General features: G+C 51.9%; 19 protein-coding genes and 3 rRNA genes. 2 read left to right on the top strand and 20 right to left on the bottom strand.

The annotated features are described in order from the left end of the window. Positions 1 to 152: 152 nt before the first annotated feature. The 14 genes from xerD to N24_RS07625 all read right to left on the bottom strand — a co-directional run bounded on the left by xerD (position 153) and on the right by N24_RS07625 (position 17,769). On the bottom strand, positions 153 to 1,067 hold the full coding sequence (gene xerD, locus N24_RS07695; protein WP_096455781.1) for a site-specific tyrosine recombinase XerD: 915 nt from the start codon (positions 1,065 to 1,067) through the stop codon (positions 153 to 155). Next, positions 1,064 to 1,735 carry an NUDIX domain-containing protein gene (locus N24_RS07690; protein WP_096455779.1) on the bottom strand — a complete coding sequence of 224 codons (672 nt, stop codon included), beginning with the start codon at positions 1,733 to 1,735 and terminating at the stop codon, positions 1,064 to 1,066. Before N24_RS07690 ends, xerD begins: the two co-directional genes overlap by 4 nt. 15 nt (positions 1,736 to 1,750) lie before the next feature. Continuing rightward, entirely contained in the window at positions 1,751 to 3,415 is a 1,665-nt protein-coding gene (locus N24_RS07685) for a CTP synthase (RefSeq protein WP_096455777.1), read from the bottom strand. A gap of 662 nt (positions 3,416 to 4,077) precedes the next feature. Beyond that, entirely contained in the window at positions 4,078 to 5,043 is a 966-nt protein-coding gene (locus N24_RS07675; protein WP_096455773.1) for a copper transporter, read from the bottom strand. Positions 5,044 to 5,052: 9 nt separating this feature from the next. After that, positions 5,053 to 6,246, bottom strand: a complete 1,194-nt coding sequence (steA, locus tag N24_RS07670) for a putative cytokinetic ring protein SteA (RefSeq protein ID WP_096455771.1) — start codon at positions 6,244 to 6,246, stop codon at positions 5,053 to 5,055. Positions 6,247 to 6,304: 58 nt separating this feature from the next. Then, on the bottom strand, positions 6,305 to 8,086 hold the full coding sequence (recN, locus tag N24_RS07665) for a DNA repair protein RecN (RefSeq protein ID WP_096455769.1): 1,782 nt from the start codon (positions 8,084 to 8,086) through the stop codon (positions 6,305 to 6,307). Positions 8,087 to 8,188: 102 nt separating this feature from the next. Further along, the gene (locus N24_RS07660) at positions 8,189 to 9,130 is read right to left on the bottom strand and encodes an NAD kinase (RefSeq protein ID WP_096455767.1); all 942 of its coding nucleotides are present in this window, start codon (positions 9,128 to 9,130) and stop codon (positions 8,189 to 8,191) included. Continuing rightward, on the bottom strand, positions 9,130 to 9,951 hold the full coding sequence (locus N24_RS07655) for a TlyA family RNA methyltransferase (protein ID WP_096455765.1): 822 nt from the start codon (positions 9,949 to 9,951) through the stop codon (positions 9,130 to 9,132). The genes N24_RS07660 and N24_RS07655 overlap by 1 nt, the downstream gene beginning before the upstream one ends. A gap of 37 nt (positions 9,952 to 9,988) precedes the next feature. Then, the gene (locus tag N24_RS07650) at positions 9,989 to 10,153 is read right to left on the bottom strand and encodes a hypothetical protein (protein WP_096455763.1); all 165 of its coding nucleotides are present in this window, start codon (positions 10,151 to 10,153) and stop codon (positions 9,989 to 9,991) included. A gap of 3 nt (positions 10,154 to 10,156) precedes the next feature. Continuing rightward, on the bottom strand, positions 10,157 to 11,149 hold the full coding sequence (locus N24_RS07645; RefSeq protein WP_096455761.1) for an HAD-IIA family hydrolase: 993 nt from the start codon (positions 11,147 to 11,149) through the stop codon (positions 10,157 to 10,159). An 11-nt stretch (positions 11,150 to 11,160) separates the two neighbouring features. After that, positions 11,161 to 12,351 (bottom strand): hypothetical protein, encoded by a 1,191-nt coding sequence (locus N24_RS07640; protein ID WP_096455759.1) that lies wholly within the window; start codon positions 12,349 to 12,351, stop codon positions 11,161 to 11,163. A 131-nt stretch (positions 12,352 to 12,482) separates the two neighbouring features. Next, positions 12,483 to 12,599 (bottom strand): 5S ribosomal RNA (gene rrf, locus N24_RS07635). 125 nt (positions 12,600 to 12,724) lie between these two features. Continuing rightward, a 23S ribosomal RNA gene (locus N24_RS07630) occupies positions 12,725 to 15,816 on the bottom strand. Positions 15,817 to 16,241: 425 nt separating this feature from the next. Further along, positions 16,242 to 17,769 (bottom strand): 16S ribosomal RNA (locus N24_RS07625). The 16S, 23S and 5S rRNA genes sit together here, the layout of an rRNA operon. Positions 17,770 to 18,604: 835 nt before the next feature. Here N24_RS07625 and N24_RS07615 point away from each other — a divergent pair. Both N24_RS07615 and N24_RS07610 read left to right on the top strand, forming a co-directional pair. Continuing rightward, entirely contained in the window at positions 18,605 to 19,054 is a 450-nt protein-coding gene (locus N24_RS07615; RefSeq protein ID WP_197702382.1) for an MFS transporter, read from the top strand. Between the two features lie 105 nt (positions 19,055 to 19,159). Then, positions 19,160 to 19,627 (top strand): universal stress protein, encoded by a 468-nt coding sequence (locus N24_RS07610; protein ID WP_096455757.1) that lies wholly within the window; start codon positions 19,160 to 19,162, stop codon positions 19,625 to 19,627. A gap of 64 nt (positions 19,628 to 19,691) precedes the next feature. On the opposite strand, the gene tyrS is transcribed toward N24_RS07610, so the two are convergent. The 6 genes from tyrS to argH all read right to left on the bottom strand — a co-directional run bounded on the left by tyrS (position 19,692) and on the right by argH (position 25,996). Then, on the bottom strand, positions 19,692 to 20,954 hold the full coding sequence (gene tyrS, locus N24_RS07605; protein ID WP_096455755.1) for a tyrosine--tRNA ligase: 1,263 nt from the start codon (positions 20,952 to 20,954) through the stop codon (positions 19,692 to 19,694). 26 nt (positions 20,955 to 20,980) lie between these two features. Beyond that, complete coding sequence (locus N24_RS07600; RefSeq protein ID WP_003861608.1) at positions 20,981 to 21,160, bottom strand: Trm112 family protein; 180 nt, start codon at positions 21,158 to 21,160, stop codon at positions 20,981 to 20,983. Between the two features lie 45 nt (positions 21,161 to 21,205). Continuing rightward, complete coding sequence (locus tag N24_RS07595; RefSeq protein ID WP_096455753.1) at positions 21,206 to 21,805, bottom strand: hypothetical protein; 600 nt, start codon at positions 21,803 to 21,805, stop codon at positions 21,206 to 21,208. Continuing rightward, positions 21,792 to 23,366, bottom strand: a complete 1,575-nt coding sequence (locus N24_RS07590; protein ID WP_096455751.1) for a vWA domain-containing protein — start codon at positions 23,364 to 23,366, stop codon at positions 21,792 to 21,794. Before N24_RS07590 ends, N24_RS07595 begins: the two co-directional genes overlap by 14 nt. After that, positions 23,363 to 24,496 (bottom strand): hypothetical protein, encoded by a 1,134-nt coding sequence (locus N24_RS07585; protein ID WP_096455749.1) that lies wholly within the window; start codon positions 24,494 to 24,496, stop codon positions 23,363 to 23,365. Before N24_RS07585 ends, N24_RS07590 begins: the two co-directional genes overlap by 4 nt. A 66-nt stretch (positions 24,497 to 24,562) precedes the next feature. Next, complete coding sequence (argH, locus tag N24_RS07580) at positions 24,563 to 25,996, bottom strand: argininosuccinate lyase (protein WP_096455747.1); 1,434 nt, start codon at positions 25,994 to 25,996, stop codon at positions 24,563 to 24,565. Positions 25,997 to 25,998 lie beyond the last annotated feature (2 nt).

Here is a 25,998-nt window from a genome sequence, read left to right as displayed (position 1 = left end):
ACCAATTTGGTCAAGTCTTTAGGGTTGATCCACTCCGGGCGTAGTCCAACTGGCAAAACAGGAATAGCACTGTTAAGAATTTTTGACCGTCACCTCACCCGCGGAACTCAAACCAAATTGTCTAGCGTGTTAGCTTGACTTAATTTCGCGTGTTAAGCACGAGGGTGTGCTTCCCTCCACACCTCACGAAGATTCTCCGCAGTAATATGGGTGTATATCTGTGTCGTTGTCACTGAGGAATGTCCCAACAACTCTTGCACCACACGGACATCGGCACCACCTTCTAAAAGGTGAGTAGCAAAGCTGTGCCGCAATGTATGTGGCGAAATATCTTTCTTCAATCCAGCGCGGTCGACAGCTTTTTTTAACACCGCCCACGCTGATTGCCGAGATAGCGCACCCCCGCGTTGATTCAGAAAAAGCGCATGACTTTTCCCCTTACTTAAAGCGGGCCTCGCCCTAACTAAATAATCCTGGACAGCTTGTTGCGCCATTGATCCAAAAGGAACGATTCTTTGTTTTGAACCTTTACCCGTGATGCGCAAAACTTCAGGCATTTCCGACACATCATCCACAAACAAACCAGTCGCTTCAGAGATACGCGCCCCCGTGCCATAGAGCAATTCCACCAGTGCTCGGTCACGGATATCTACCGGGCTTGCGATATCAGAATGTGGGATGGCGTCGATAAGCATTGCTACCTCGTTGATGCTGAGCGTGTCAGGCAAATGCCGGCCCTGAGCCGGGGGCGACACGTCAGCCGCAACATCCGCAGCGACCTCCCCTTCCATGAGCGCAAACTTATGCAAGCCACGCGCGACGATGAGCGCACGCCCGGCCGATGATGCCGACAACGCCTGCTGCCCATCGACACCACGACGCAGATCTTTGACATAGTTTTCCACATGCGTGGTGGAAATCTGCGAAAGCTCCTCCACGCCCGCAGCCTCAAGCCAATCACAATAGCGCTGCACATCACGGCGATAATTACTCAAAGTATTTGCCGACAATCCCCGCTCAACCGCCAAATGCGTCAACCAGATTTTGCCAAATGCGCGAGCCTTCATAGCTTTTTCATATCAGGAACAATGCCATTTGCTTTTCGACGCTGCGCCAACGCCGTAGGGCGATAGGCAAACGGCGCATTTACAGGCCGCGCTTGCGCACGTCCTGCCACAACAGCATCAGCAGCCATCACTCCCGCGATAGCAATAGAATTAACTAACTCGCCACTAAACACCATTCCTACGGCATCTTTAAGCGGAATCCACTGATTGATCATGTCAGCTTCTTCATCACCGGAAACTTCTGGGCGCTCAACCTTTTTCAAGTCCTGCGCCAAGAAAACACGCACCGCCTCATCGCAAAAACCAGGAGAGGTAATTAAATCAGTCAACACTGACCACGTTTGTGCCTCTAAACCGGCTTCCTCAACGAGTTCCCGCTGAGCTCCCGTCAGTTCATCCTCATCAGCGATGTCCAACAGCCCAGCTGGAAGTTCCCACAAATGATCCCCAACACTACGACGATACTGCTTAACCATCGCAATGTTGTCACCATCAAACGCCACTACCGCGACAGCCCCGAAATGCTCAACCACCTCACGTTTGGCAGTCGCGCCACCAGGCATAAGCACAGTATCGCGCCGCACGCCCAAAATTGGTGACTCTAAGAGCAGCTCGGTATCAGTCACAGTGAAATCATGAGAACCCGGAACATGTGTTTTCGAAACCATGATCACATTGTAGAACTAGGGGTGGACACGCAGCTCCAACGCAGTCTTCACCAGGCCATAAAACAGCGGATGAGCATTGGTTGGCCGTGATTTATACTCAGGGTGAGCTTGCGTTGCCACCAAAAATGGGTGCACGTTTCGTGGATATTCCACAAATTCCACCAAATGGCCGTCCGGCGAAGTGCCAGAAAATACCAAGTCAGAACCCTGAGCAATCTGTTCACGGTAGGCATTGTTGACCTCATAGCGGTGGCGGTGACGCTCGGAAACTTCCGTCGTGCCATACAACGAAGCAACCACAGAGCCTTCTTGAAGTGTTGCTGGATATGCTCCCAAACGCATAGTGCCACCCAAATCGGCTTCGCCAGATACTGCAGCTTTTTGCTCTTCCATCGTCGCAATCACCGGCTGGCTTGCATCTGGATCAAATTCAGTGGAAGAAGCCTGATCAAGGCCTGCTTGGCGTGCCGCTTCAATGACTGTGCACTGCAAGCCAAGACAAAGACCAAGCAATGGGATCTTATGCTCACGAGCAAAGGTAATGGCACCGATTTTCCCTTCGATGCCTCTGATACCAAATCCACCTGGAACCACGATGGCATTCAACCCACCCAGTGCTTTCATGGCACCTGCTGGAGTTTCACAATCATCAGAGGTAATCCACTTAATATTGGTGCGAGTCCAGTTCGCATACCCTGCCGCGCGCACAGCCTCCACGACTGAGAGATAAGCATCGGGGAGGTCAATATACTTGCCGACGATACCCACGGTGATTTCATGACGTGGATTGTTCACACGCTCAAGCAAATCATGCCAGGTGCTCCAATCAACGTCGCGGAAGGGCAGACCAAGACGACGGATGATGAAGGTATCCAAATGTTCGCGGTACAACACATCCGGAATGTTGTAGATGGAGCTGGAGTCAGGGCAGGACACGACTCCTTCATAATCAACATCGCACATCATCGCGATCTTGTCTTTCAACCCCTGTGGCACTTCGCGATCACAACGAAGCACAAGTGCATCAGGCAAAATACCGATGCCGCGTAATTCTGCTACTGAATGCTGGGTGGGTTTTGTTTTCAACTCACCTGACGTAGCAAGGTAGGGCACCAAAGAACAGTGAATGAAGAAGCAGTTTTCGCGCCCAATTTCATGACGAACCTGGCGTGCAGCTTCCAAAAACGGCTGGGACTCAATATCACCGACTGTTCCACCGACCTCGGAAATCACCACATCAGGTGCGTTTCCATCAGCATCAGGAATGCCCATGCTCAAAATACGGGCCTTGATTTCATCAGTGATATGCGGAATGACCTGGACAGTTTTTCCGAGGTACTCTCCCCTGCGCTCTTTGGCAATGACGGTTGAGTACACCTTACCGGTAGTGACGTTGGCGTTAAGTCCAAGGTTTCGGTCGAGGAAACGCTCATAATGGCCCAGATCGAGGTCTGTTTCTGCACCATCTTCGGTGACAAAGACTTCACCGTGTTCAAAAGGATTCATAGTGCCAGGATCAACGTTGAGATACGGATCCAGCTTCTGCATGGTCACCGACAATCCGCGAGCGATCAGCAATTGTCCAAGACTAGCCGCGGTTAATCCTTTGCCGAGGGAAGAAACTACGCCACCGGTGACGAAGATATGTTTGGTGGGACGGACTTTTCGTGTTGAGGTCATGATGTCTGAGACGACCTTCCTGGTTGAACCTAGTTTTTCTTCAAAAAACTTAGGCAGTGCGGAAAACTTAAACGATCGGTGTGTTCAAATTGCCGGCACGTGGCCACGGTCCCCTCCATGGCTTACTCTGCTCTTAATTGTCTACCCAAAAAATGCTGTGGATCAGCATGAATGGGAAACAAAAAACCGCAGGGAAAGCTCGGAGAGGTTTCCGACTTTTCAAACCTACGGAACCCCAGCATAACACACTAATTCGCAGAAAAATAACGCCAGTTCAGAACACACTTTTCAAGGATTCTATCTATAGGTCAACAGATTGCCCAACCCCCATCGACGCAAACTGCGAAGCGCAAACATGTGCGAATATCCACCAAAAATTTAAGAAATCCTGCAGTTTGTGGTGGATATTCCCGTTTCACGGCAGTTGGGGTGCAAATTTTTGACCGATTCCACTGGTGACCCTGCGGCTTGTGGTGAGTACTTGATCAGCAAACTAGCAGATTTTACATCTGCCCCACTAAACCCAAAATTAAGTCCTTCCAGAACCGCGTTTAAGCGCCCCAATGGATATAAGCCATACAAAGACTCATCCTGGGCACTTTGACCGCTCAAAACGCGTTCTGTAACAAATACTCGATTTTCATCGAGAGAGTCGAGAAAATCTACTGATTTGGTGCAGCGCCAACTCCATCTAGTGATGGACTTGCTGCATCAGCAGACGCAGCTGAACCAAAGGCACCTGATCTACCAGCCAACTCTTCTCGAACAGACAATACTGTGGCCATCTTGCCCCAGGTTCGGTCAACTGAATCAACCGTGGAGACATTGGCTGCTGCATCTGGATTTGCACGAAGTCGACCAATCACTCCAGTATCAGCGGCAGTGTGAATTCGCCCTGCAACCACGACTCCGGATCCTTGGGCATCGAGAGCCCTGGCAAATAGTGATTGTGTTTCAGCGCCAAAGGCAGAGTCACCGGAACCATCGCTATCACCGGTGATTAAAACGATTACTTGTCCAGGCAAGATAGTGCCATCTTCATAAGAGATATAACCACTATCGCGCAGTACATTGAGCAATAAACCACGCTCCGCGGTGCTAGCTAGTGGTTCTCCGTTTTCCGGGTTGAGCAATAGCGCTGCACCGAGTGCTTCACCTGCATGAGTGCCCGGATCCAATTGGGTTTCTGACAATTGTGCACCTGCTGGCAGAGTATTAGCCACAATCGACTTCAATTGATCGGCACCATCTTGAGAGAAAAATGTCTCCTCTAAAGTTATGGTTCCTGCATTAACAGCGCCAGCTTGCTGCAAAAGCCATGACACATCATCAACATCGGACTGTTCAGCATCAGCAGTTCTCATGACCAGCACTGGTCGATCAACTAGGGTGCCTGCCACTACATCATCGACGATGTGGTCAATGATGCTGTCAGCTTGCGCTGCTTGCACTGCATTTACTTCCGCCAAAGTCTCTGCCTCGGAAAGCTGTGCTGAGGTGGGTGCGTTTGGGTCGATGTTTTCTGGAAGGTTGGGAGCAAGGACATATGTTCCAAAGGCAATTCCGGCTGCTGCACCAAACCCAAGTGCTGCAATAGTTGTGGCGCCTTTTCCGCGTCGTTTAGCCATGGTGCCTTCCTATTTGAACCAACCCTGGACTGTCAGCGCGAAGCTGTTCCAGGTGTCAATGAGGTTGTCGGTGAAAGAGCCAGATCCTGCAGTGCCTGCGATTGCGATAACCACTGCTAGGACAACCAGGATTGCTAAAAGTGCCCACAGCCATCCAAGGTTGCTGGTGCTTCTAACGGTGTAGAGGCTTGCGATGACGGATCCGTCGACAAGCTTTGTACCTACTTTGGCGCGCGTGAGCAGCGCGGCGGGATCGGAATCGTCGCGGTTTTCAAATACGCCATCGAGTGTGACCGGGCCGCCAACGTTCACGATCATCTGAGGGTTGTGATAATCCGCAAGCAGCAAGGCTAAATCCGTTGAGGAGCTAACAGAAGACGGGAAAGTCATTGCACCGATACCAAGATCTTGGATGCGCTCAAGCCCGACCGCATGCCCATCAGGATCGGCAGGCAAAATGACGTTTGCGCCACTGCGAAGAGCATCCGCACCAATTCCCGTGGGGTTTCCTACGATGAGGGCAGGCTTGTAACCGAGTTCAACGAGGGTGTCTGCTGCACCATCGACACCGATGAGTACAGGGTCGTATTCGCGGATAAAGTTGCGTAGTTCTTTGAGTCTGCTGCGGTGGTTATCACCTGGTGATGCGATGAGCACTTTGCGGCCTTCAATGCCTTGGCCGGTGTCTGGGATGCCTAGGCCATCGATCAGCAGAGGTGCTTCGGAGTGAATGAACTGAATGGTGTTGCCAAAATATGCTTCCATTCGGTCAAGTAGTGATTGCTGTGCATCGGCGAATGCGTTTTCGGCGGCTGGTCCACTAAGAACGCTGCCGTTTGCGATGAGGCGCTCGCCGTAAAAAAGTTGTCCGTCTTCTGTCAGTCGGCCCTTTTTACCCTCTTTGGTGCCGTCGAGAAGCTCGTGGCCGAAGCCTTCTACGAGTTGGATGCCGGCGTCGATAAGCATTTGCGGGCCGAAATTTGGCACGGCGCCTGTGGTGAACCGAGATACGTTGAGCACAGCGGCGGGTTTTGCTGCGATCAATCGTTGGGCGAAGGTCCTGGAAAGATCTGGTGCATCAATGACGGCAAGATCGCCTTCGGACAGACGCTTTAGCCCTTTGCCCTGCGGCGTGCATACTCTGGTTGCACCCTGCAGGCCGGGCAGGTCGGCTTTGCGGTTGAACAGACTCATGCAGCCCATTGTGGAACAAAGTCTCAACCTTTGGTGGAGGCGCGCCTAAAAAATTCCAAGAAAACTCCTATGCGCTGGCAGCAAGTAGTGGCTCTTCGGCTTCAGCACAAATATCTTGCTTTTCCTTCTGAGCTCGTTCTAGCAGCTCAGTGGCGTGCGCACGGCCTGTAGCTGTGTCATCTAAACCTGCGAGCATGCGGGAGAGTTCTTCGACGCGGCGTTCGAAAGTCAAGGATTCCACTCCTGAGGTAACTGATTTTTCTCCAACATTTTTAGCTACATGAAGGTGGGTATCAGCATAGGCGGCTACTTGAGGAAGGTGGGTAACCACGATGACCTGGTTATTATTGGCAAGTCTGGCTAGGCGCCGACCGATTTCTACCGCTGCGCGGCCACCTACTCCGGCATCAACTTCATCGAAAACCAGTGTTGTACCGGTTGTTCCTGCGGCAAGAATAACTTCTAGCGCGAGCATGACGCGGGAAAGTTCACCGCCAGAAGCAGAAGATGCCAGCGGGCGAGGTTGTGAAAGACTATTGGCGGCGAGTTGGAATTCCACCTGGTCAATCCCGGTTGGGCCGGGATCCACAATTGTCATAGCAACATCAAAGCGTGCCTTTTGCATGGCTAAACCTTGAAGTTCTTCAGTAACTGTTTTGGCTAGTTTTCTCGCTGCTTTTGTTCGTGAAGTGGAAAGCTTCTTTGCAGCGCGCATCATGGAGACTTCTGCTTTGTTTACGTCTGCTTTGAGTTTGTCCAAAGCTTCAGAGGAAATATCGATGCTATCTAGGCGGATTTGGGCTTTATGCTGCCATTCAATAACGCCATCGATGTCGGCAGCATATTTCCGGGTGAGCAGCTTGAGCTGTTGCTGCCTGGTGAGCATTTCGTCCAAAGCTTGAGGATCTGCGGGAAGTTCAGATAAGAAGCCTCCCAACTCCATCGAGACTTCACTGAGCTGACTTGTGATCTCTGAAAGCTGTGCTGCGATCTCTTTCAGCTTGGCATCGTCGCTTCCTGCTAGTGCAGATTCTGCTTGACCGAGTTGATCCGAGGCGGATTCTTGCTCATCATCAAAACCACCGGCGCCACCCATTGCATCACTTAGCGCCCCCGCGCCATCAATGGCAGCTAATGCAGTGGCGGCTTGTTCTCGCAATGAATCCACATCTTGAAGGCGACGGATCTGTTCCACTAACTCTTTATCTTCACCTGGCTGCGGAGCTACTTCTTCAATCTCATTGATAGCGAATTGAAGGCGGTCGACCTCTTGAGCGAGCTCTCTCCTACTGCTTAGACGCTTTTGCAAATCCCGGTCCAAGGTTTTCCACGTGTGGTACTTAGTTGCGTAGCTGTGACGAAGAGCGGACAAGGCTGGGTCAAACCGGTCCAGCGCATCCAGTTGCCGTTCTGGAGACAGCAGCCGAAGTTGATCATTTTGACCGTGGATGGTGAGCAGTTCATCTGAAAACTCTGACAACGTTGCAGCCGGAACTGAACGCCCTCCCAGATGCGCTTTGGAACGGCCATTTGCCCCAACGGAACGCACTGCTAAAAACTCACCATTTTCATCTGCTGCACCACCGGCGTTCGAAACGATTCCGGTCGCACGTTCGACGATATCGCAGGGCACACCTTGGGTGACAAAGCGACCTTCCACAACCGCCTGAGCGGATCCAGTACGGACACGGGATGCATCCGCTCGACCGCCGGAAAGTAAGCGTAAACCAGTAACTACCATGGTCTTTCCCGCGCCGGTCTCACCGGTAAGCACGGTTAAACCTGAGCTAAACTCAGCTGAGGCGGCTGGAATCACTCCAAGGTTCTCAATGGCAATGTCTACGAGCATGCCTCAAAGTGTACAACACATTCGAGAATTTATGCGAACGTTTTTTCTAAATCTTCGAAATTTGTTCGAATGATTTTCGAACTACCGTTCTGACCTGGGACGTTACTTTTCCGCGTGTTTTTGCGGCCCACGCCAACCCGTTACTGGAAGACGTAATTTGCTCACAAGGCGGTCGGTAAATGGTGAAGAATCCAGTCGAACCCACCGCACCGGACGCTTACCTCTGCTCACCTCAACGCGGGATCCAGGTGGCATTGGTATGGGGCGAAAACCATCCATCACTGCCATCGCTGGTGAAGTATCAGAGTTCGATTCCACAGCTACCGTAGATTTTGGGCTGACAACCAGTGGTTTTGTAAACAGTGCATGGGCGTTGTTCGGTACCACTAAAATCGCATCAAGTTCTGGCCACAGCACCGGGCCACCAGCTGAAAACGCATACGCTGTTGAACCTGTTGGGGTGGAAATAAGTACGCCATCGCAACCAAAAGAAGCCACCGGTCGAGCATCTACTTCAAGCGTGGCATCGAGTACGCCCCGGCGATTCAGGTTCTCAATGCTTACTTCATTTAAAGCCCATCCGTGGCCAATTTCTTCCGCACCACCGTCTAAGACCACGACATCTAACGTCATGCGATCTTCCACATGGTAATCACGGTCGATCACGCGTTTGAGTGCTTCTTCTAAAGAATCTGATTCCCATTCAGCCAGGAATCCTACGTGGCCCAAATTGATGCCAAGTACTGGAAGATCTACGGCATGCGCCATGTCTGCAGCACGCAAAAAGGTACCGTCGCCTCCGAGTACTAGGACAAGTTCTGCGCCTTCTGCTGCATCTGGAGCATGCCTCACATGCGTAAATCGACCCAATACGGGGTGACTCGCAATAGGATCTTCAGCATCATTGATTAATACCCTGACGTCAATGCCTGCATCATCAAGCAATTTTGCTGCCAGAATTGCCGATTCAATATTGGATGATCGCCCAGTATGTGGAACTAACAGCACACGCCGTTGTTCCGCGATATTCGTAGATGCGCTCATTATTGCGGACCTTCTTTCACAGCCGTATCGATCATCGCTAGAAGTTTCTCATCGTCTGGCATTGATGCTCCACCGTCTTTGACCAGCCATAAGAAATATTCTACGTTGCCTGAAGGGCCTGGAAGAGGTGATGCAACTACCTGTTTTAAGCTCAAGCCCAAAGTTGCAGCAAATTTGGCAACATCAGCGGTTACTTCTGCCCGCAGTTCGGGTGAACGCACCACTCCGCCGCTGCCCAAGCGATCTTTCCCAACTTCAAATTGAGGCTTGACCATGGGGAGCAGATCAGCACCCTCACTTAAGACGTTCGCGATGGCCGGCAAAGTGAGTTTGAGGGAAATAAAAGATAGATCTCCCACCATCATGTCGCATTCACCGCCGGTATCTTCCAGCGTCATGTATCTGATATTTGTGCGATCCACGACCCGCACCCGGTCATCATTTTGCAACCGCCAAATCAACTGCCCATAGCCGACGTCAACAGCTACGACTTCAGACGCTTCTCGACGCAGCAAGACATCCGTAAATCCGCCTGTAGACGCGCCGGCATCTAGCACCCGTCGGCCTTTGACCTTGAGCCCTAAGGGCTCAAAAAATTCCAACGCACCGATGAGTTTATGCGCTCCGCGTGAAGCCCAATCCTCGCTGGCATCTTCCTCAACACGAATGGATACCTCAGGTTCCACTACTGTTGCTGGTTTGAGTGCAAGCATTCCTGCGACAAAAACTCGACGGCCACGGATCATTTCAACCGCATGTTCCCTAGAACGTGCGATCTTTCGACGAACAAGTTCTGCGTCTAGTCTTCTGCGTGCAACCATCGTGCGGTGTTCTTCTTTCGTAAATGATGTGGTCGTTTTAAGACAGTGCGTCGTTGAGGATGCGGTGGGCTTCTTCAAGATTGCTGGCTTCATCACGAAGCGTGTCAGCGTGACGGCTTAGGATGTCGTTTACTTTGGATGTGATTTCTTCTGGATCAACAAAGTTAGCTGTACGAGGATCGTGTGGTTTTGGAGATGTCATAAATTACCACCAGTTTTTAAGTGCTTGTGCTGCCAATTCAGAGTCAGCTCGGACATCCGTGATTGGTGATGTGCTTGCCCAGGCTTTCTCTAAGGCAGTACGTAGTGCTGCAATCGGCGTTGGGCCTGCGGAGGAATCGCCGCCGGAAATGACCAGGGTGGCGCCGTCGATAAGCGCCTTAAAACCTCCCTGACTACCTGGCCGCAAGCTGCCCGGTTCGCTATAAAGGTCCTGCAAGGAGGCGGCGATATACGTGGGGCGTTGCTCCGGTACTGCGTATACAAGGTCATAGAATCCACTGACGCCGGTTAAGACCTGGAACGTGTCCATCCCAGCGGCGTTACCACCGGCGATATCAGTATCAAGACGATCACCTACAGCCAACGGTTTTGTAGAATTTAGTGCAGCTGCGGCGGCATAAAACATAGCCGGGCCAGGTTTTCCTGCAGACAGTGGCGTTACGCCCGTTGCATGAGTCACGGCAGCCACCATCGATCCATTGCCGATATGGCGACCGCGTTCCATCGGAAGGGTGGAATCTAAGTTGGAGGCAAAATACTGTGCCCCGGCATTAATTGCCAGCGCAGCCTCGCTCAATTGCGCCCAACCAGTCTCTGGATTGTGTCCGTGCAACACTGCTTGTGGCTGGTCATCGGCGGAATCAACAACTTCAAAACCAGCGTTCCGAGCCAGGTCGCGGAACGACTCAGTACCCAAAACATAGACTCTAGAACCCACAGGAATTTTCTCTGCTGCCATCTGGCAGGCTGCTTGAGCCGAAGTCATCACATGCTCGGCAGTGGTCTGATCAAGACCAATATCACGAAGTTGTTCAGCCACTACCTCCGGGGCACGGGAAGCATTATTAGTGACATACATTAAGGGCAAACCTGAGCTGTTGATCGAAGAAACTGCATGTTCAATAGCCCGGCCGCCCTCGTAGACGGTGCCATCTAGATCTAAAAGAAGGCTGTCATATTCCGTGATTACACTCATAGACTCATAGTCTAGTTGTTACCCTTATCTAGCTCTTCGATACGCTCCTTAGCATCGAGGAAACCGTCTTCATCCAGATCAGCTGCATGCTGGAACCACTCACGGGATTCATCCGCACGACCAGCTAAAACAAGGGCATCTGCGTAGGCATACGACAAACGCGACTGAGTCAAACCAGAGCCCTTGAGAGAAGGATTAACCTTCTGCAACTCAACAATCGCAGAATCGTGCTGACCCAAATCATGTCGTGCACCAGCAACCACGATAGCCAACTCAATCAAGCTGTCTTGATCAAGACCACTTAAGTCCTCGTTACGAGCTAGTTCGATGGCCTTTTCCGGACGACCCAAACCACGTTCACAGTCAGCCATCACAGCAATCAAGCCAGGACCACCAGACATACGGCGAGCAGCCCGCAACTCAGACAGTGCCTCTTTCCACTCGCCAGCATGATACGCCGCGATACCATTCGTCTCACGAACTACAGATACGCGCCCCGCGCGATCCTTCGCAGCACGGGCATGGCGAAGTGCCAATTGAGGATCGTCGGCCAGCCAGGTTGCAGCCATAATCATATGCTTTGCGACGGCTTCCGCGTTGTCCTTAGACAGTACTTTCAGGTCCTGGAGCACCAAAGGATCCAAATCCTTGATATCAATATCACCCGGCAAATCGGGTTCATTAAGACGAGAATTTATACGCTCCTCGCGGAAACCTGATCGTTGTGGATGCAGGGTATCGCGTTGCTGATCACGGCCACCACGGTTAGCATGACGACGGTCTCCCCCGCCCTGCCTGTTTCCTTGACCTCCACGGCGATCATCGCGGCGGTCAATTCCTCGGTATCCTCCGCGTGATTGGCCATCACGATCGGTGCGACCGTAAGGTCGGTCTCCGCCACGGCGATCATCCCTGCGGTCATCGGACCTATCGTTGCGACGCCCACGGTCTTCAAAGTTGCGATCAGAACGGTAACCTCCGCGACGATCATCGCCACCACGGTTACCCCTTCGATCGTCACGGTGACGATATTCCCCGGACTGGTTGTCTCGGCGGTCCCCACGGTATCCGCCCCTATCTCGGGATTCGCCGTCACGATTTTGACGGTAGTTTCCGCGGTCATCGTTGCCGCGGGAGTTCCGGTAGCGTCCACGATCGCCGGAGCGATCGTTGTCACGTTGACGGTCGAAGTTATCAGCCATGTTGTTCCTTGAAGTTGAGAACCGTGTAAAGACTTTATTATAGAACGACAAAAAGAGTGTGATCCAATGGGAGGAAGTTAAAATCCCTCTACCATTGAATCACACTCTTTCTATTTCACTTTTAAGTTTTTGGTCGGCGGTAACCTACTCTCCCACACCCTCCCGAGTGCAGTACCATCAGCGTAACCAGGCTTAGCTTCCGGGTTCGGAAAGGGACCGGGCGTTTCCCTGCTACTATCACCACCGACACAACCACACACCAAACCAACCAACAGGCTGGTTGTGTTGTGTCAGACACTGCATAATGGACGCGAACACACATTTTTATATGCTCATTTGTTACGTTGCGTTTTGGAACAACCCCCAAAAGGGGTGTTTGTTGTTATCGGTACATTAGTACCAGTCACCTCCACACCTCACAGTGCTTCCAGATCTGGCCTATCAACCCCATAATCTACAGGGAACCTCAAACGAAACCTCATCTCGAAACAGGCTTCCCGCTTAGATGCTTTCAGCGGTTATCCCTCCCGTACGTAGCCAACCAGCCCTGCTCCTGGCGGAACAACTGGCACACCAGAGGTACGTCCGTCCCGGTCCTCTCGTACTAGGGACAGCCTTCCTTCAAGTTTCAACGCGCGCGGCGGATAGAGACCGAACTGTCTCACGACGTTCTAAACCCAGCTCGCGTGCCGCTTTAATGGGCGAACAGCCCAACCCTTGGGACCTACTCCAGCCCCAGGATGCGACGAGCCGACATCGAGGTGCCAAACCATCCCGTCGATATGGACTCTTGGGGAAGATCAGCCTGTTATCCCCGGGGTACCTTTTATCCGTTGAGCGACACCACAACCACAAGTAGGTGCCGGATCACTAGTCCCGACTTTCGTCCCTGCTCCACCTGTCAGTGTCACAGTCAAGCTCCCTTGTGCACTTACACTCACCACCTGATTACCAACCAAGCTGAGGAAACCTTTGGGCGCCTCCGTTACATTTTGGGAGGCAACCGCCCCAGTTAAACTACCCACCAGGCACTGTCCCCAACCCAGATCATGGGCCAAGGTTAGACATCCAATCCGATCAGAGTGGTATTTCACCAACGACTCACACACAACTAGCGTCACATGATCACAGTCTCCCACCTATCCTACACAAACCGAATCAAACACCAATACCAAGCTATAGTGAAGGTCCCGGGGTCTTTTCGTCCTGCCGCGCGTAACGAGCATCTTTACTCGTACTGCAATTTCACCGGGCCTGTGGTTGAGACAGCAGGGAAGTCGTTACGCCATTCGTGCAGGTCGGAACTTACCCGACAAGGAATTTCGCTACCTTAGGATGGTTATAGTTACCACCGCCGTTTACTGGGGCTTAAATTCTCAGCTTCGCAAAGTAAACTTCACTAACCGGTCCTCTTAACCTTCCAGCACCGGGCAGGCGTCAGTCCGTATACATCAACTTCAACGTCTTCGCACGGACCTGTGTTTTTAGTAAACAGTCGCTTCCCTCTATTCTCTGCGACCACCACCAGCAAAAAAGATGCATGATCTTCCCACCAGTAGTGGCCCCCCTTCTCCCGAAGTTACGGGGGCATTTTGCCGAGTTCCTTAACCACAGTTCACCCGAACGCCTTAGTATTCTCTACCTGACTACCTGTGTCGGTTTAGGGTACGGGCCGAATACCACCATCGCTAGAGGCTTTTCTCGACAGCACAGGATCACCCACTTCACCCAAAAAGGGCTCCGCATCACGCCTCACACAAAAACAGTGCGGATTTGACCTACACTGCGTGCCACACGCTTACACCACAATCCAATAAGTGGCTAGGCTACCTCCCTGCGTCACCCCATCACTTAGCTACTACCAGATCAGGTCCCACGCAACCACACACCACCACAATCAAAGAAAGTGACAGGTGCTTATGGGTGGTTAGTATCACTGATTCACCATGGTCGCTGATACTCGGGTACGGGAATATCAACCCGTTATCCATCGACTACGCCTGTCGGCCTCGCCTTAGGCCCCGACTCACCCTGGGAAGATTAACTTGACCCAGGAACCCTTAGTCATCCGGCGGATACGTTTCTCACGCATCAATCGTTACTCATGCCTGCATTCTCACTCGCACACACTCCACCCAAGGTCACCCTCAAGCTTCACCGTAGTGCACGACGCTCCCCTACCCAACAATCCACAAGGGATCATTGCCGCGGCTTCGGCGGTGTACTTAAGCCCCACTACATTGTCGGCGCGGAATCACTCGACCAGTGAGCTATTACGCACTCTTTCAAGGATGGCTGCTTCTAAGCCAACCTCCTGGCTGTCTTCGCGACCCCACCTCCTTTTCCACTTAGCACACCCTTAGGGGCCTTAGCCGGCGATCTGGGCTGTTTCCCTCTCGACTACGAAGCTTATCCCCCGCAGTCTCACTGCTGCACTCTCACTTACCGGCATTCGGAGTTTGGCTGATGTCGCTAAGATGATAGTCCCGCTAAACCATCCAGTAGCTCTACCTCCGGCAAGAAACACACAACGCTGCACCTAAATGCATTTCGGGGAGAACCAGCTATCACGGAGTTTGATTGGCCTTTCACCCCTACCCACAACTCATCCCCTCAGTTTTCAACCTAAGTGGGTTCGCGCCTCCACAACCTCTTACAGCTGCTTCACACTGGCCATGGGTAGATCACTCCGCTTCGGGTCCAAGACATGCCACTAAAAATCACCCTCGTTAGGATTCGGTTTCCCTACGGCTACCCCACACGGGTTAACCTCGCGACATGCCGCTGACTCGCAGGCTCATTCTTCAAAAGGCACGCCATCACACACCAAAGGTGCGCTCTGACGGATTGTCAGCACACGGTTTCAGGTACTATTTCACTCCCCTCCCGGGGTACTTTTCACCATTCCCTCACGGTACTAATCCGCTATCGGTCATATCAAGTATTCAGGCTTACCGGGTGGTCCCGGCTAATTCACAGCAGATTCCACGAGCCCGCTGCTACTCGGGGTATCAACAACCACACACACCACCATGGCCTTCATGTACAGGACTCTCACCTTCTACGGTAGGCGTTCCCACACCACTTCCACTAACCACGCGACATATGCCCACATCCGGCAGAATGCAGAATGTTGTTGCCCCACAACCACCTACATGCAACCCCTGCCGGGTATCACACACATAAGTTTTAGCCATCATCCACGTTCGCTCGCCACTACTAACGGAATCACAATTGTTTTCTTCTCCTACGGGTACTGAGATGTTTCACTTCCCCGTGTCAACCCCCACACCAGCTATATATTCACTGATGGGTAACCACACATTACTGCAGCTGGGTTTCCCCATTCGGACATCCTCGGATCAACGCTTAGTTGGCAACTCCCCGAGGCATAACGCAGCCTCTCACGTCCTTCATCGGCTTGATATGCCAAGGCATCCACCGTGTGCCCTAAAAAACAACAAACACAAAAAAACCAACCACCACCACAATAAACAACAACGTGCTCATCTCATGGCGTTTGGCGCGTTCGGTCACACAACAAAATAAACAAAAAAATAAAGATGCTCGCGTCCACTATACAGTTCTCACACAACACACCACCCACACCACAACCAACAACACAAAGGCAATTGATTAAGCTGTGAATGCTCGATGTTAGAAACAACCCACACACACCACACACAGTGTGGTGCTTGCGATGTCATTCCAGACACCCAACAGCATGCCATTTAGTTCAGCCAGAAGTATTGTTTCTGGTTTTTGTCACCCACGGGGTCATCTCCACCCGATTAAATAAGTGTGTTGATGGCAACCACATCCGGGTTCCAACACCAACACCCCACCATAAAAGCACTGCCTTTATGCGGGGTTTATATAAAGCTCCTTAGAAAGGAGGTGATCCAGCCGCACCTTCCGGTACGGCTACCTTGTTACGACTTCGTCCCAATCGCCGATCCCACCTTCGACAGCTCCCCCCACAAGGGTTGGGCCACTGGCTTCGGGTGTTACCAACTTTCATGACGTGACGGGCGGTGTGTACAAGGCCCGGGAACGTATTCACCGCAGCGTTGCTGATCTGCGATTACTAGCGACTCCGACTTCATGGGGTCGAGTTGCAGACCCCAATCCGAACTGAGGCCGGCTTTAAGAGATTAGCTCCACCTCACGGTGTGGCAACTCGCTGTACCGACCATTGTAGCATGTGTGAAGCCCTGGACATAAGGGGCATGATGATTTGACGTCATCCCCACCTTCCTCCGAGTTAACCCCGGCAGTCTCTCATGAGTACCCACCAAATGTGCTGGCAACATAAGACAAGGGTTGCGCTCGTTGCGGGACTTAACCCAACATCTCACGACACGAGCTGACGACAACCATGCACCACCTGTGAACCGACCACAAGGGAAAACGTATCTCTACGCCGATCCGGTCCATGTCAAGCCCAGGTAAGGTTCTTCGCGTTGCATCGAATTAATCCACATGCTCCGCCGCTTGTGCGGGCCCCCGTCAATTCCTTTGAGTTTTAGCCTTGCGGCCGTACTCCCCAGGCGGGGCGCTTAATGCGTTAGCTGCGGCACAGAAGTCGTGGAAGACCCCTACACCTAGCGCCCACCGTTTACGGCATGGACTACCAGGGTATCTAATCCTGTTCGCTACCCATGCTTTCGCTCCTCAGCGTCAGTTACTGCCCAGAGACCTGCCTTCGCCATCGGTGTTCCTCCTGATATCTGCGCATTTCACCGCTACACCAGGAATTCCAGTCTCCCCTACAGCACTCAAGTTATGCCCGTATCGCCTGCACGCCCGAAGTTAAGCCCCGGGATTTCACAGACGACGCGACAAACCACCTACGAGCTCTTTACGCCCAGTAATTCCGGACAACGCTCGCACCCTACGTATTACCGCGGCTGCTGGCACGTAGTTAGCCGGTGCTTCTTCTCAAGGTACCGTCACCCACAAGTGGGCTTCGTCCCAAGCGAAAGGAGTTTACAACCCGAAGGCCTTCATCCCCCACGCGGCGTCGCTGCATCAGGCTTGCGCCCATTGTGCAATATTCCCCACTGCTGCCTCCCGTAGGAGTCTGGGCCGTGTCTCAGTCCCAATGTGGCCGTACACCCTCTCAGGCCGGCTACCCGTCGACGCCTTGGTAGGCCATTACCCCACCAACAAGCTGATAGGCCACAGGCTCATCCCACACCGCAAAAGCTTTCCACACCACCCCTACAGTGATGTGAGTATTCGGTATTAGACCCAGTTTCCCAGGCTTATCCCAAAGTGCAGGGCAGATCACCCACGTGTTACTCACCCGTTCGCCACTCATCCACCAAATGCAAGCATCTAGTTTCAGCGTTCGACTTGCATGTGTTAAGCACGCCGCCAGCGTTCGTCCTGAGCCAGGATCAAACTCTCCACAAAAAAACAAGAAAATGTCTCTTAAGGCTTGTGAAAAGCCCAACACCTGACAAAAACAACAACACCCCCACCAACCACACACAAGGAGCAGTCAGAAAAATTGAGGGTGTTACTGGCATTATCAAAATAAATAATGATGTGTGTGGGTTTCTTCCCTTGACGGGGAACAAGACCACCCACACAAATCATGCCAACAATAGTTTTATTGTTTACAGTGATGGATAATTTTGGCGATCCACCACCCGGCATGACCCACCACCTCACAAAAATATGTGAAATGGTAGTGACAAAAATAAAATAAATGGCACACTATTGAGTTCTCAAACAACACACGCACACCAAGAAAATAAGGTATTATTCGCACCTTAATCTCTTCAGCAGCTGAGGATTCATCGTAGTACATTCAGAATTTGAAGTCAACTTCGATTTAACCTCTTCGTCACCTTGATGCACATCCCCTATTCCTTTCGGAAAGTGTTGCACTGTCCTGGCGACTCGAATTAATCTACACAGCACCTCGCACAACAACAAACCGCCAGGTCAACACCTATTCTGCAAATGGATTGTTTAACGAAACAGAGAATTCCTCAGTTTTTCACCGTCATAAGGGAAAGTCTCAACTGTCGTCAGAGTTTCCCGTTCTAGAACTGTTTAATCAACATCAAGGCCGCCGGAGACGAACTCCAGCCATTGTCCCTCAAATCATCAAAGGGCGCCCGGCGATAAAACGCTGTGGTTCAGTTCGCCCATTGTCCAACTTGTCGATCAAAGCCTTGGCCAACTACGCACCAGGTTTCGACATATCCCTGACCAGCAATGATCTGGGGTATGCCTGTTTGTGTTCATCGACATGGTGTCGCGAAGGAAACTCATCATTTTTGGGTTCATCATGGTGACGTTGGTTCACACTACGATTCTGATCGTCGCATTGACGATGGATGCTTCCGTGGCGCGTGCGTGGATAATGTTGGCGCTTTTCGTTACATTCATGTTTTTCGTGCAACTGTGTTTGAATGCTCCGATTTGGGTTGCGCTGTCAGAAATGTTCCCCCTTCATCTCAGGGGCCTCGGCATGGGGATTTCAGTGTTTTGCATGTGGATCGTCAATGCTGGAATCACCTTAGCTTTCCCCATTGTTGTAGACATAGCAGGGCTTCAAGGAATGTTCGGAATCTTCGCTGTGGCCAATGCACTCCTAATCCTCTTCCTCTGGAAAACCCTTCCAAATACTTCGGACAAATCGCTCGAGGAGTTAGAAGAGTCCTTCTCGGCCGGCGATTTTCGATAAAAGCTATGATTGGACATTAGGACAATAGTAAGATGTGAGCTGAAACTCAGTTTTTCATCCGTATCCGAAATCTGGATCTGATCTGGAAGGTAAAAATCTAAAACCATGAAGAAAATCATCACTGGCGTTGATTCAAGCCAAACTGCACTTACCGCAGCAGTAAAAGCTGCAGAGCTTGCAGTTAGTCTTGATGCAGAACTGTACGTCATTTCCGCATACAGCATCAGCTCCGTCGTGGCGATGCAAACCGCCAAGAGTGGAAACATGGCCGTCAAGACTTCTGATGCTTACCAACGACTCGCAGATGGTCAAGCGGCAGCAGCGCAAGAAGCTGCGGAATCAGTGGCAGCAATTTTGCGAAGCGATTGGCCTGCCCTTAAGGTCAAGGCTCTTGCTGTAGAAGGACAACCAGCGGAAGTACTAGTTCAGCAGGCAGAGCTGCTTGATGCAGATACAATTGTTGTCGGCAATAAAAAGGCTCAAGGCTTGCAACGCATCCTTGGAAGTATTTCACGAAACGTTGCGGCTGCAGCCAACTGTGATCTCTACATTGTTAATACAACAAGAGTTTAGTCAGTAAATCACTAAAACAGGGTGAAGATCAGATATTGATCTTCACCCTGTTTTTCTCTGTGACTTAGCCGAGAATTTGAACTCCAGCGAAATTCTTCTTGCCACGGCGTAGTACCAGCCACGATCCATGGAGCAGGTCTTCAGCAGCAGGTTCCCAATCATCAGATTCAATGCGTTCGTTGTTTACGTACGCACCGCCTTCCTTGACTGCACGTTTTGCTGCACCCTTGGATTCTGCCAAACCACTGGCCACCAAAAGGTCGATGATGGTGCGTGGCTCCCCTGCCTTGATTTCTGCAACTTCAGTTTCAGAAACCGATGCGGCAAGAGTCTTTTCATCAAGGTCTCGAAGTTCAGCGCGACCAAATAGTGCTTGTGCGGCCAACTCGACTGCTACGGTTGCCTCGGTGCCGTGGACAAGGTTGGTCATTTCGCGGGCTAGGCGTCGCTGTGCTTCACGCTTGAATGGACGTTCTGCTACTTCGACTTCCAATTCCGCTAGTTCTTCCTGGTTAAGGAAAGTAAACCAACGGAGGTAGCGGATTACGTCAGCGTCGGCTGCATTGATGAAGTACTGGTACCAAGCGTATGGGCTGGTCATTTCTGGATCCAGCCACAGGCTTCCGCCGCCGGTGGATTTACCAAACTTCTTACCTTCGGAGTCGGTGACTAAAGGCACGGTGATTGCGTGGACAGAAGATCCGTTGACGCGTCGGTTGAGGTCAACTCCGGAGACGATGTTGCCCCATTGGTCACCGCCACCAACCTGCAGAGTGCATCCAAAGCGTTTGTTGAGCTCAACGTAGTCGTTGGCTTGGAGCAACATGTAGGAGAACTCAGTGTATGAAATGCCGTCGGATTCAAGGCGCCGCTTGACAGTGTCGCGGGCAAGCATGGTGTTGAGTGAGAAGTGCTTTCCTACATCTCGAAGGAAAGTCACGACTGACATGTCGTTGGTCCACTCGGCGTTGTTTACCAGGCGGGCTGCGTGTTCGCCGTCGAAATCTACGAATCGGCTGAGCTGTCCGGAGATGCGCTCAGCCCACTCAGAGACGGTATCGGCCGAGTTCATGGTGCGTTCGCCAACATCTCGGGGGTCGCCGATCATGCCGGTTGCGCCACCTGCAAGCACGATTGGGTTGTGGCCTGCTTGTTGGAAGCGCTTCAGCATGAGCAAAGGCACGAGGTGTCCTGCGTGGAGGGATGGACCGGTGGGGTCGAATCCGCAGTACAGGGTGATTGGGGTTGAAGCTTCCTCGCGGAGGGCATCCAGATCGGTGGATTGGTTGATTAATCCGCGCCAGGAGAGTTCGTCGATGATGTTCATGATGTTAAAAGATCCTTGATGTACTTCTAGTTGTTGGGGGTCCACTCGGTGGCTTCGTCGATAAGCAGCACCGGAATTCCGTCGTCAATGCGATAGGCCAGGTTGAGGCGTTCATTGACCAAGAGCTGTTCGCTCTCCAGATATCGAAGCGGGCCCTTGTCCTTTGGGCAGGCCAGGACTTCAAGAAGCTGTGGATCAAGACTCATACGGATCATCCTACTTGGCGTGAAAAACAAAGTTGCATTCAGGCGCTATTCTTTGAAGTCTTCTGGTAGTTGGCCGAATTGCATACGAAGGGCGCGGCCGTGGTCTTCTAGATTATTTAAGCCTTGTTCTTGGATTGCGTTGAAGATTTTCATCGTTTCAGAGTTCAATAATGTAAATGACTCGATGAGGTCTTCTACAGCTCGTGGATCATTGCGGGTCGGGATAGACAAGTAGGCATCAATAACACCTGGAATGTATTGGTTGATAATCGATCGGATGGTTACTTGATGCTCTGGGAAGTTGTTAAGGCGTGACCAGTTTTCGATTACCAGTTGCAGCGATTGATTAAGGTCGTCGAGCGCCTCTACAGCAGGAGTGGCCGCACCATGGCGCGACAATGAGCTCACTAGTTCTTTTGCTCTGGCTGCAAGGGTGGCGGGGCTCTCCAATGTAGGAATACTCGCTTGTTGTTGCGGTTTACTTGGGATAAGAGCCACTGCTGCCCCATATCCAGCTACTGCAACAATTGGCCAAAACACTCCAAGCCCAATTAAAAGGTGCAGCGCAATGATCAAGGTTGCAATTGCGATTCCTGCAAGATTTTTGCGGGAAAAGAAGAAGGATCCTGCATTATTGGTAGGCACGAATCTCCTTAAATGCTTCGTTGAGATCGCCGTTTAAGGCATCAAAGGTTTTGCCACCGGTAGTTGTGGCCAATTGTTCCATGTCCGCCACATTTGCTTCACCGTAAAGGATCACGAATACGGGGATGGAACGAATATTATTTGGAAGAGCAGTCCATTCTTCTAAGAACTGCGGGTAGGTGCGGCCAGCGGTAAGTTCTCCATCTGTCATCAGCACGATTGAGGGGATGTAGTCAACGGCAACCGATTGTGAATATGCGGCAAGGACTGCATCATAAATTCCGGTGCCACCATCGGCTTGCAAAGCATCAACTTGCTGTGCAAGATCAACCCGGCTTGGACTGTCTACGTGCCCGAGAGTTTCGTTGATTGTTTCATGTGGGGTGAAGCTAAAAGGAATGATCGTAACTTTTTCACGCTCACGCAGGGAGACATTGGCAAGATCTGTGGTTGCATCACCTGTGATCAGATCCGACATGGTCTCTTTTAATAAGCTGATGCGCTCACCTTGCATGGATCCGGAGACATCGAGAACAAACGTTGTTTCTCCGGGCACTCGGAATTGGTTGGAGTAAGCATCTATTAGTGCATCTGTTACTGATTTGCTCCCTGGGAAGGGAGCTTCGATGATCGTTTGGGCGCTAAGCTCCGCTGGGAGCGGTGCGTTTGCGGTGGTCGGACGTCGATAAGCATCTGTGAGCGTTTCCGGATGCTCGGCAAACCAGCCGGCAAGCGCTGCTACCTGCTCGCCCTGGTCAGATCCGGTGATGGTGGACAGCGGATAATCGGCGCTGACAACGCCATCTGCGGGAACAACGACGGTGATATCGGCGTTGTCCTCGGTGATCATGGTGTGCAGAACGGATTCATAGTTGATGATCGCATCAACACGGTCAGGTTGTTCCAAAAACGTATTTTTGAGCCAACCAGACGAACCAGAAGTGATGGTTTGGCCCGATAAGAATTCAGACATCGGCGCAGCGATCGCGGGGATGTCGTTGACGTTGAGGGCTTGGCCGGTATCTGCATATGCCGTGGCCATGGCCACCAAGGCGGAAAATCCAGAATTGGATGTCGCGGGATCAGTCATGCCAAAAGTGAAATTTCTATCCCCAGCAGCTTCACCTAATTCCTCCCACGTTGGTTGGCGCTGATCCCAACCCAAATCCTCTGCCAGGTCAGTTTTCACAGCGATAGCCACGGGAGATGTCGCAATTTTGGTGGTTTCGCCCAGTTTTGCCGAGGCGCCGATCAGGTCAACGTAACGGTTGGTGGCAAACCAGGTGGCATCAAAATCCTGATCAAATTCGCCGTCTTTCAGCGCTTGACTGTTGCTGAGGGTTCCGCCCGGAAAACTCAACTCAATATCAAAGCCCAGTTCATTCGAAGCCTGCTCGATCGCAGGTTGTAAATCTTCCAACTCGGTGGCGGCCACAATCTTCAACGGGTCGCTAGACCCACCGCCGAGACTGCCACTGCCAGCACCCAGTGTCACCGTCGAACAACCTGCCAGCAGCACCATGCTCACACCCAGAGCTAGCGATTTTAGGAAAGTTTTCATAGATCTGCATCCTCTTCTACCGGAAGGACATTATAAGATGCCCCCACGCCATCAATGAGTCGTTCTAAAAAGTCATAATCTGGCGGGTCGATGAGATTGAGGTTGTTAGGCATCTGATTCGACATCCCTTCTTCCGCAATCATCGCGGAATTCTTAGGCCTGAATCCATGCTTGATGGCTAATCGTTGCAGGGTGTCGTCGGTTTCCAACAGCTGCCCGATCTCTGCGCCCACTTCACTCAAGCTCACCACTGTGTGGGTGCTGTAGACGGTGGGGCTTGGATAAATCAGTTCCATGTCGCTTGTAATCCGCGAGTTTTCTTTGGCTTGTTCTGCCAAAAATTGCGCTTCGTAGATCATCACCATTGGTTTGGCTCCCATGCCTTGCGAAAGGTATTCATCAAACGGCCCAGCAGACGTGCTTTCGGTATATCCTTGGCCCACAAACAGCTGGCTAAGCTCCGGGATCAACGCATCGGCTTCTGCAATGCTGCTGATCGTTGTGCCGTTATTTTTTACCCACGACATCATGGAGAGATACATCGCCGCGGAATTGGAGGTGCGCACATCGGTGGTGGAAATTTGCACGACTCGGTTTGATGGGTAGTTCGTGCTTATTTCGCTCCACCGGGTGCCTGCTTGGGTTTCATCTATTAACCTGCCCAAATCCACGGTGCCTGCGCTTACGATTCCCCGCGCCTGCAGCATGTCGGTGATCGTTCCAAAGGTGGCTACGGCCATCGGTGAGTAGAAAGGAGTGAACCGGCCTGTTGTGGTGTGGGATTCTGAAATTTTTTGCGCAGCCGGTGTAGAGGACGGGAACGCGAAATCATAAGGGCTCAAATCGACATCGGTGGCAATGCGGCGTGATCCGGCAGTATCCACATTGACTTCAAAACCGTGCTTCGCGAAGGCTTCAATTACTTCTGGATCTTGAAAAAATTCCTTCTTTTCAGAGCCGATTACTGCACTGACCTCGGTTAAGTTATTTGATCCGAAGATCTTTGGCATGGTGATGGTTCCGCGTCCCACCAACGTGGCGAACACCGCAATGACCACCAAAATGATCCCTAAAAATACGGAAAATCCTCTGCCTCGAGGTTTCTTTGAGTAAGCAGAGGATCTATTCATGCGTTGATAATAAATGGCCTGCACAACTCCCGCAATCGGAGAGCTGTACAGGCCATAAAATGCTGCTTATCGACGAACCCCCACACGTGCCCATTCCGCATGAGCGGTACTTGCAGCATCCACGCGAGCGCGTTGCTCCGCAACCCGCACACCCGCGGTTCCACCGCGCGTTGCACGTGAGGCAACAGCACCATCAATGGTGAGTACTTCACGAACCTCAGGGGTTAGTCGAGGATCGACACCTTGAAGTTCTTCATCGGTGAGATCGATCAGGTCTACTCCCCTGGCTTCTGCGATGCGCACGCATGCACCTGATGCTTCATGTGCTTCACGGAATGGCACACCTTGGCGCACCATCCATTCAGCTAGATCTGTTGCCAGAGTAAAACCTGCAGGAGCAAGTTCACGCATGCGCTCGGTGTTGAAGGTCAAGGTGGAGACAAGGCCAGTCATCGCAGGAAGCAGCAGGTTAAGCTGTGCAACCGAATCAACGATAGGTTCCTTATCTTCTTGCAGGTCACGGTTGTAAGCCAAAGGCTGCGCCTTCAACGTAGCAAGCAAACCAGTCAAGTTACCGATCAATCGTCCGGTTTTACCGCGGGTTAGTTCAGCCACATCAGGGTTCTTCTTCTGCGGCATGATCGAGCTACCGGTGGACCAGGAATCAGACAAGGTGATATATCCAAATTCTGGGGTGCACCATGCGATGATTTCCTCAGCCAAACGAGACATATCGACGGCCAGCTGTGCCAGCACGAATGCGGTCTCAGATGCAAAGTCGCGGGAGCTGGTGGCATCAATGGAGTTATCAGCCGCGGAATCAAAGCCTAGTTCCTCAGCAATAGCTTCAGGGTTGAGCTTCAAGGAAGAACCAGCCAGTGCACCGGAACCATAAGGAGATACAGCCAGGCGCTTATCCAGGTCACGGATACGATCAATATCGCGCAACAATGGCTGGGCATGTGCTAGCAGCTGATGTGCCAACAGCACTGGCTGAGCTGCCTGAAAGTGGGTTTTGCCTGGCATGATTGCATCGGCATGGGCCTTGGCTTGGGCGCTCAGGGCGTCGATAAGCTCTGTTGTTCCAAGCGCGATATCGCGCACAGCGTCGCGGACCCACATGCGGAACAGGGTTGCTACCTGATCGTTGCGGGAGCGTCCTGCACGCAAGCGGCCTCCCACCTCAGGACCGACGCGGTCAATGAGGCCGCGTTCCATAGCACCGTGGACATCTTCATCAAATGGTAGTGGCCCGAAGGTGCCATCGGCTACATCTTTGCCCAGTTGATCAAGGCCATCCAGCATGGTGGCGAGATCTTCATCAGAAAGTAGATCTGCTTGGTGCAGCACCTTGGCATGAGCCTTGGAGGCCAACACATCATAAGGGGCCAAAACCCAGTCGAAATGGGTGGAGACACTCAAGGCGAACATGGCCTCGGAAGGTCCTCCGGAGAAGCGTCCGCCCCACAGCGCACCTTCATTGGTTCCGTGCTGTTCCATGT

This window comes from Corynebacterium suranareeae, from assembly GCF_002355155.1.
GTDB lineage: Bacteria > Actinomycetota > Actinomycetes > Mycobacteriales > Mycobacteriaceae > Corynebacterium > Corynebacterium suranareeae.
The sequence above is the reverse complement of the archived record's forward strand: the minus strand, read 5'-3'. Positions and strand labels throughout refer to the sequence as shown.

What these genes read in the sequence shown, in the direction of transcription:
- tyrS (WP_096455755.1), bottom strand. Translation starts at nt 20,954, where the DNA reads ATGAACATCATCGACGAACTCTCCTGGCGCGGATTAATCAACCAATCC.
- N24_RS07675 (WP_096455773.1), bottom strand. Translation starts at nt 5,043, where the DNA reads ATGGCTAAACGACGCGGAAAAGGCGCCACAACTATTGCAGCACTTGGG.
- N24_RS07640 (WP_096455759.1), bottom strand. Translation starts at nt 12,351, where the DNA reads ATGGCTGATAACTTCGACCGTCAACGTGACAACGATCGCTCCGGCGAT.
- xerD (WP_096455781.1), bottom strand. Translation starts at nt 1,067, where the DNA reads ATGAAGGCTCGCGCATTTGGCAAAATCTGGTTGACGCATTTGGCGGTT.
- N24_RS07610 (WP_096455757.1), top strand. Translation starts at nt 19,160, where the DNA reads ATGAAGAAAATCATCACTGGCGTTGATTCAAGCCAAACTGCACTTACC.
- N24_RS07645 (WP_096455761.1), bottom strand. Translation starts at nt 11,149, where the DNA reads ATGAGTGTAATCACGGAATATGACAGCCTTCTTTTAGATCTAGATGGC.
- steA (WP_096455771.1), bottom strand. Translation starts at nt 6,246, where the DNA reads ATGGGCTGCATGAGTCTGTTCAACCGCAAAGCCGACCTGCCCGGCCTG.
- N24_RS07655 (WP_096455765.1), bottom strand. Translation starts at nt 9,951, where the DNA reads ATGGTTGCACGCAGAAGACTAGACGCAGAACTTGTTCGTCGAAAGATC.
- N24_RS07650 (WP_096455763.1), bottom strand. Translation starts at nt 10,153, where the DNA reads ATGACATCTCCAAAACCACACGATCCTCGTACAGCTAACTTTGTTGAT.
- N24_RS07590 (WP_096455751.1), bottom strand. Translation starts at nt 23,366, where the DNA reads ATGAAAACTTTCCTAAAATCGCTAGCTCTGGGTGTGAGCATGGTGCTG.
- N24_RS07685 (WP_096455777.1), bottom strand. Translation starts at nt 3,415, where the DNA reads ATGACCTCAACACGAAAAGTCCGTCCCACCAAACATATCTTCGTCACC.
- recN (WP_096455769.1), bottom strand. Translation starts at nt 8,086, where the DNA reads ATGCTCGTAGACATTGCCATTGAGAACCTTGGAGTGATTCCAGCCGCC.
- N24_RS07660 (WP_096455767.1), bottom strand. Translation starts at nt 9,130, where the DNA reads ATGAGCGCATCTACGAATATCGCGGAACAACGGCGTGTGCTGTTAGTT.
- N24_RS07690 (WP_096455779.1), bottom strand. Translation starts at nt 1,735, where the DNA reads ATGGTTTCGAAAACACATGTTCCGGGTTCTCATGATTTCACTGTGACT.
- N24_RS07585 (WP_096455749.1), bottom strand. Translation starts at nt 24,496, where the DNA reads ATGAATAGATCCTCTGCTTACTCAAAGAAACCTCGAGGCAGAGGATTT.
- N24_RS07600 (WP_003861608.1), bottom strand. Translation starts at nt 21,160, where the DNA reads ATGAGTCTTGATCCACAGCTTCTTGAAGTCCTGGCCTGCCCAAAGGAC.
- argH (WP_096455747.1), bottom strand. Translation starts at nt 25,996, where the DNA reads ATGGAACAGCACGGAACCAATGAAGGTGCGCTGTGGGGCGGACGCTTC.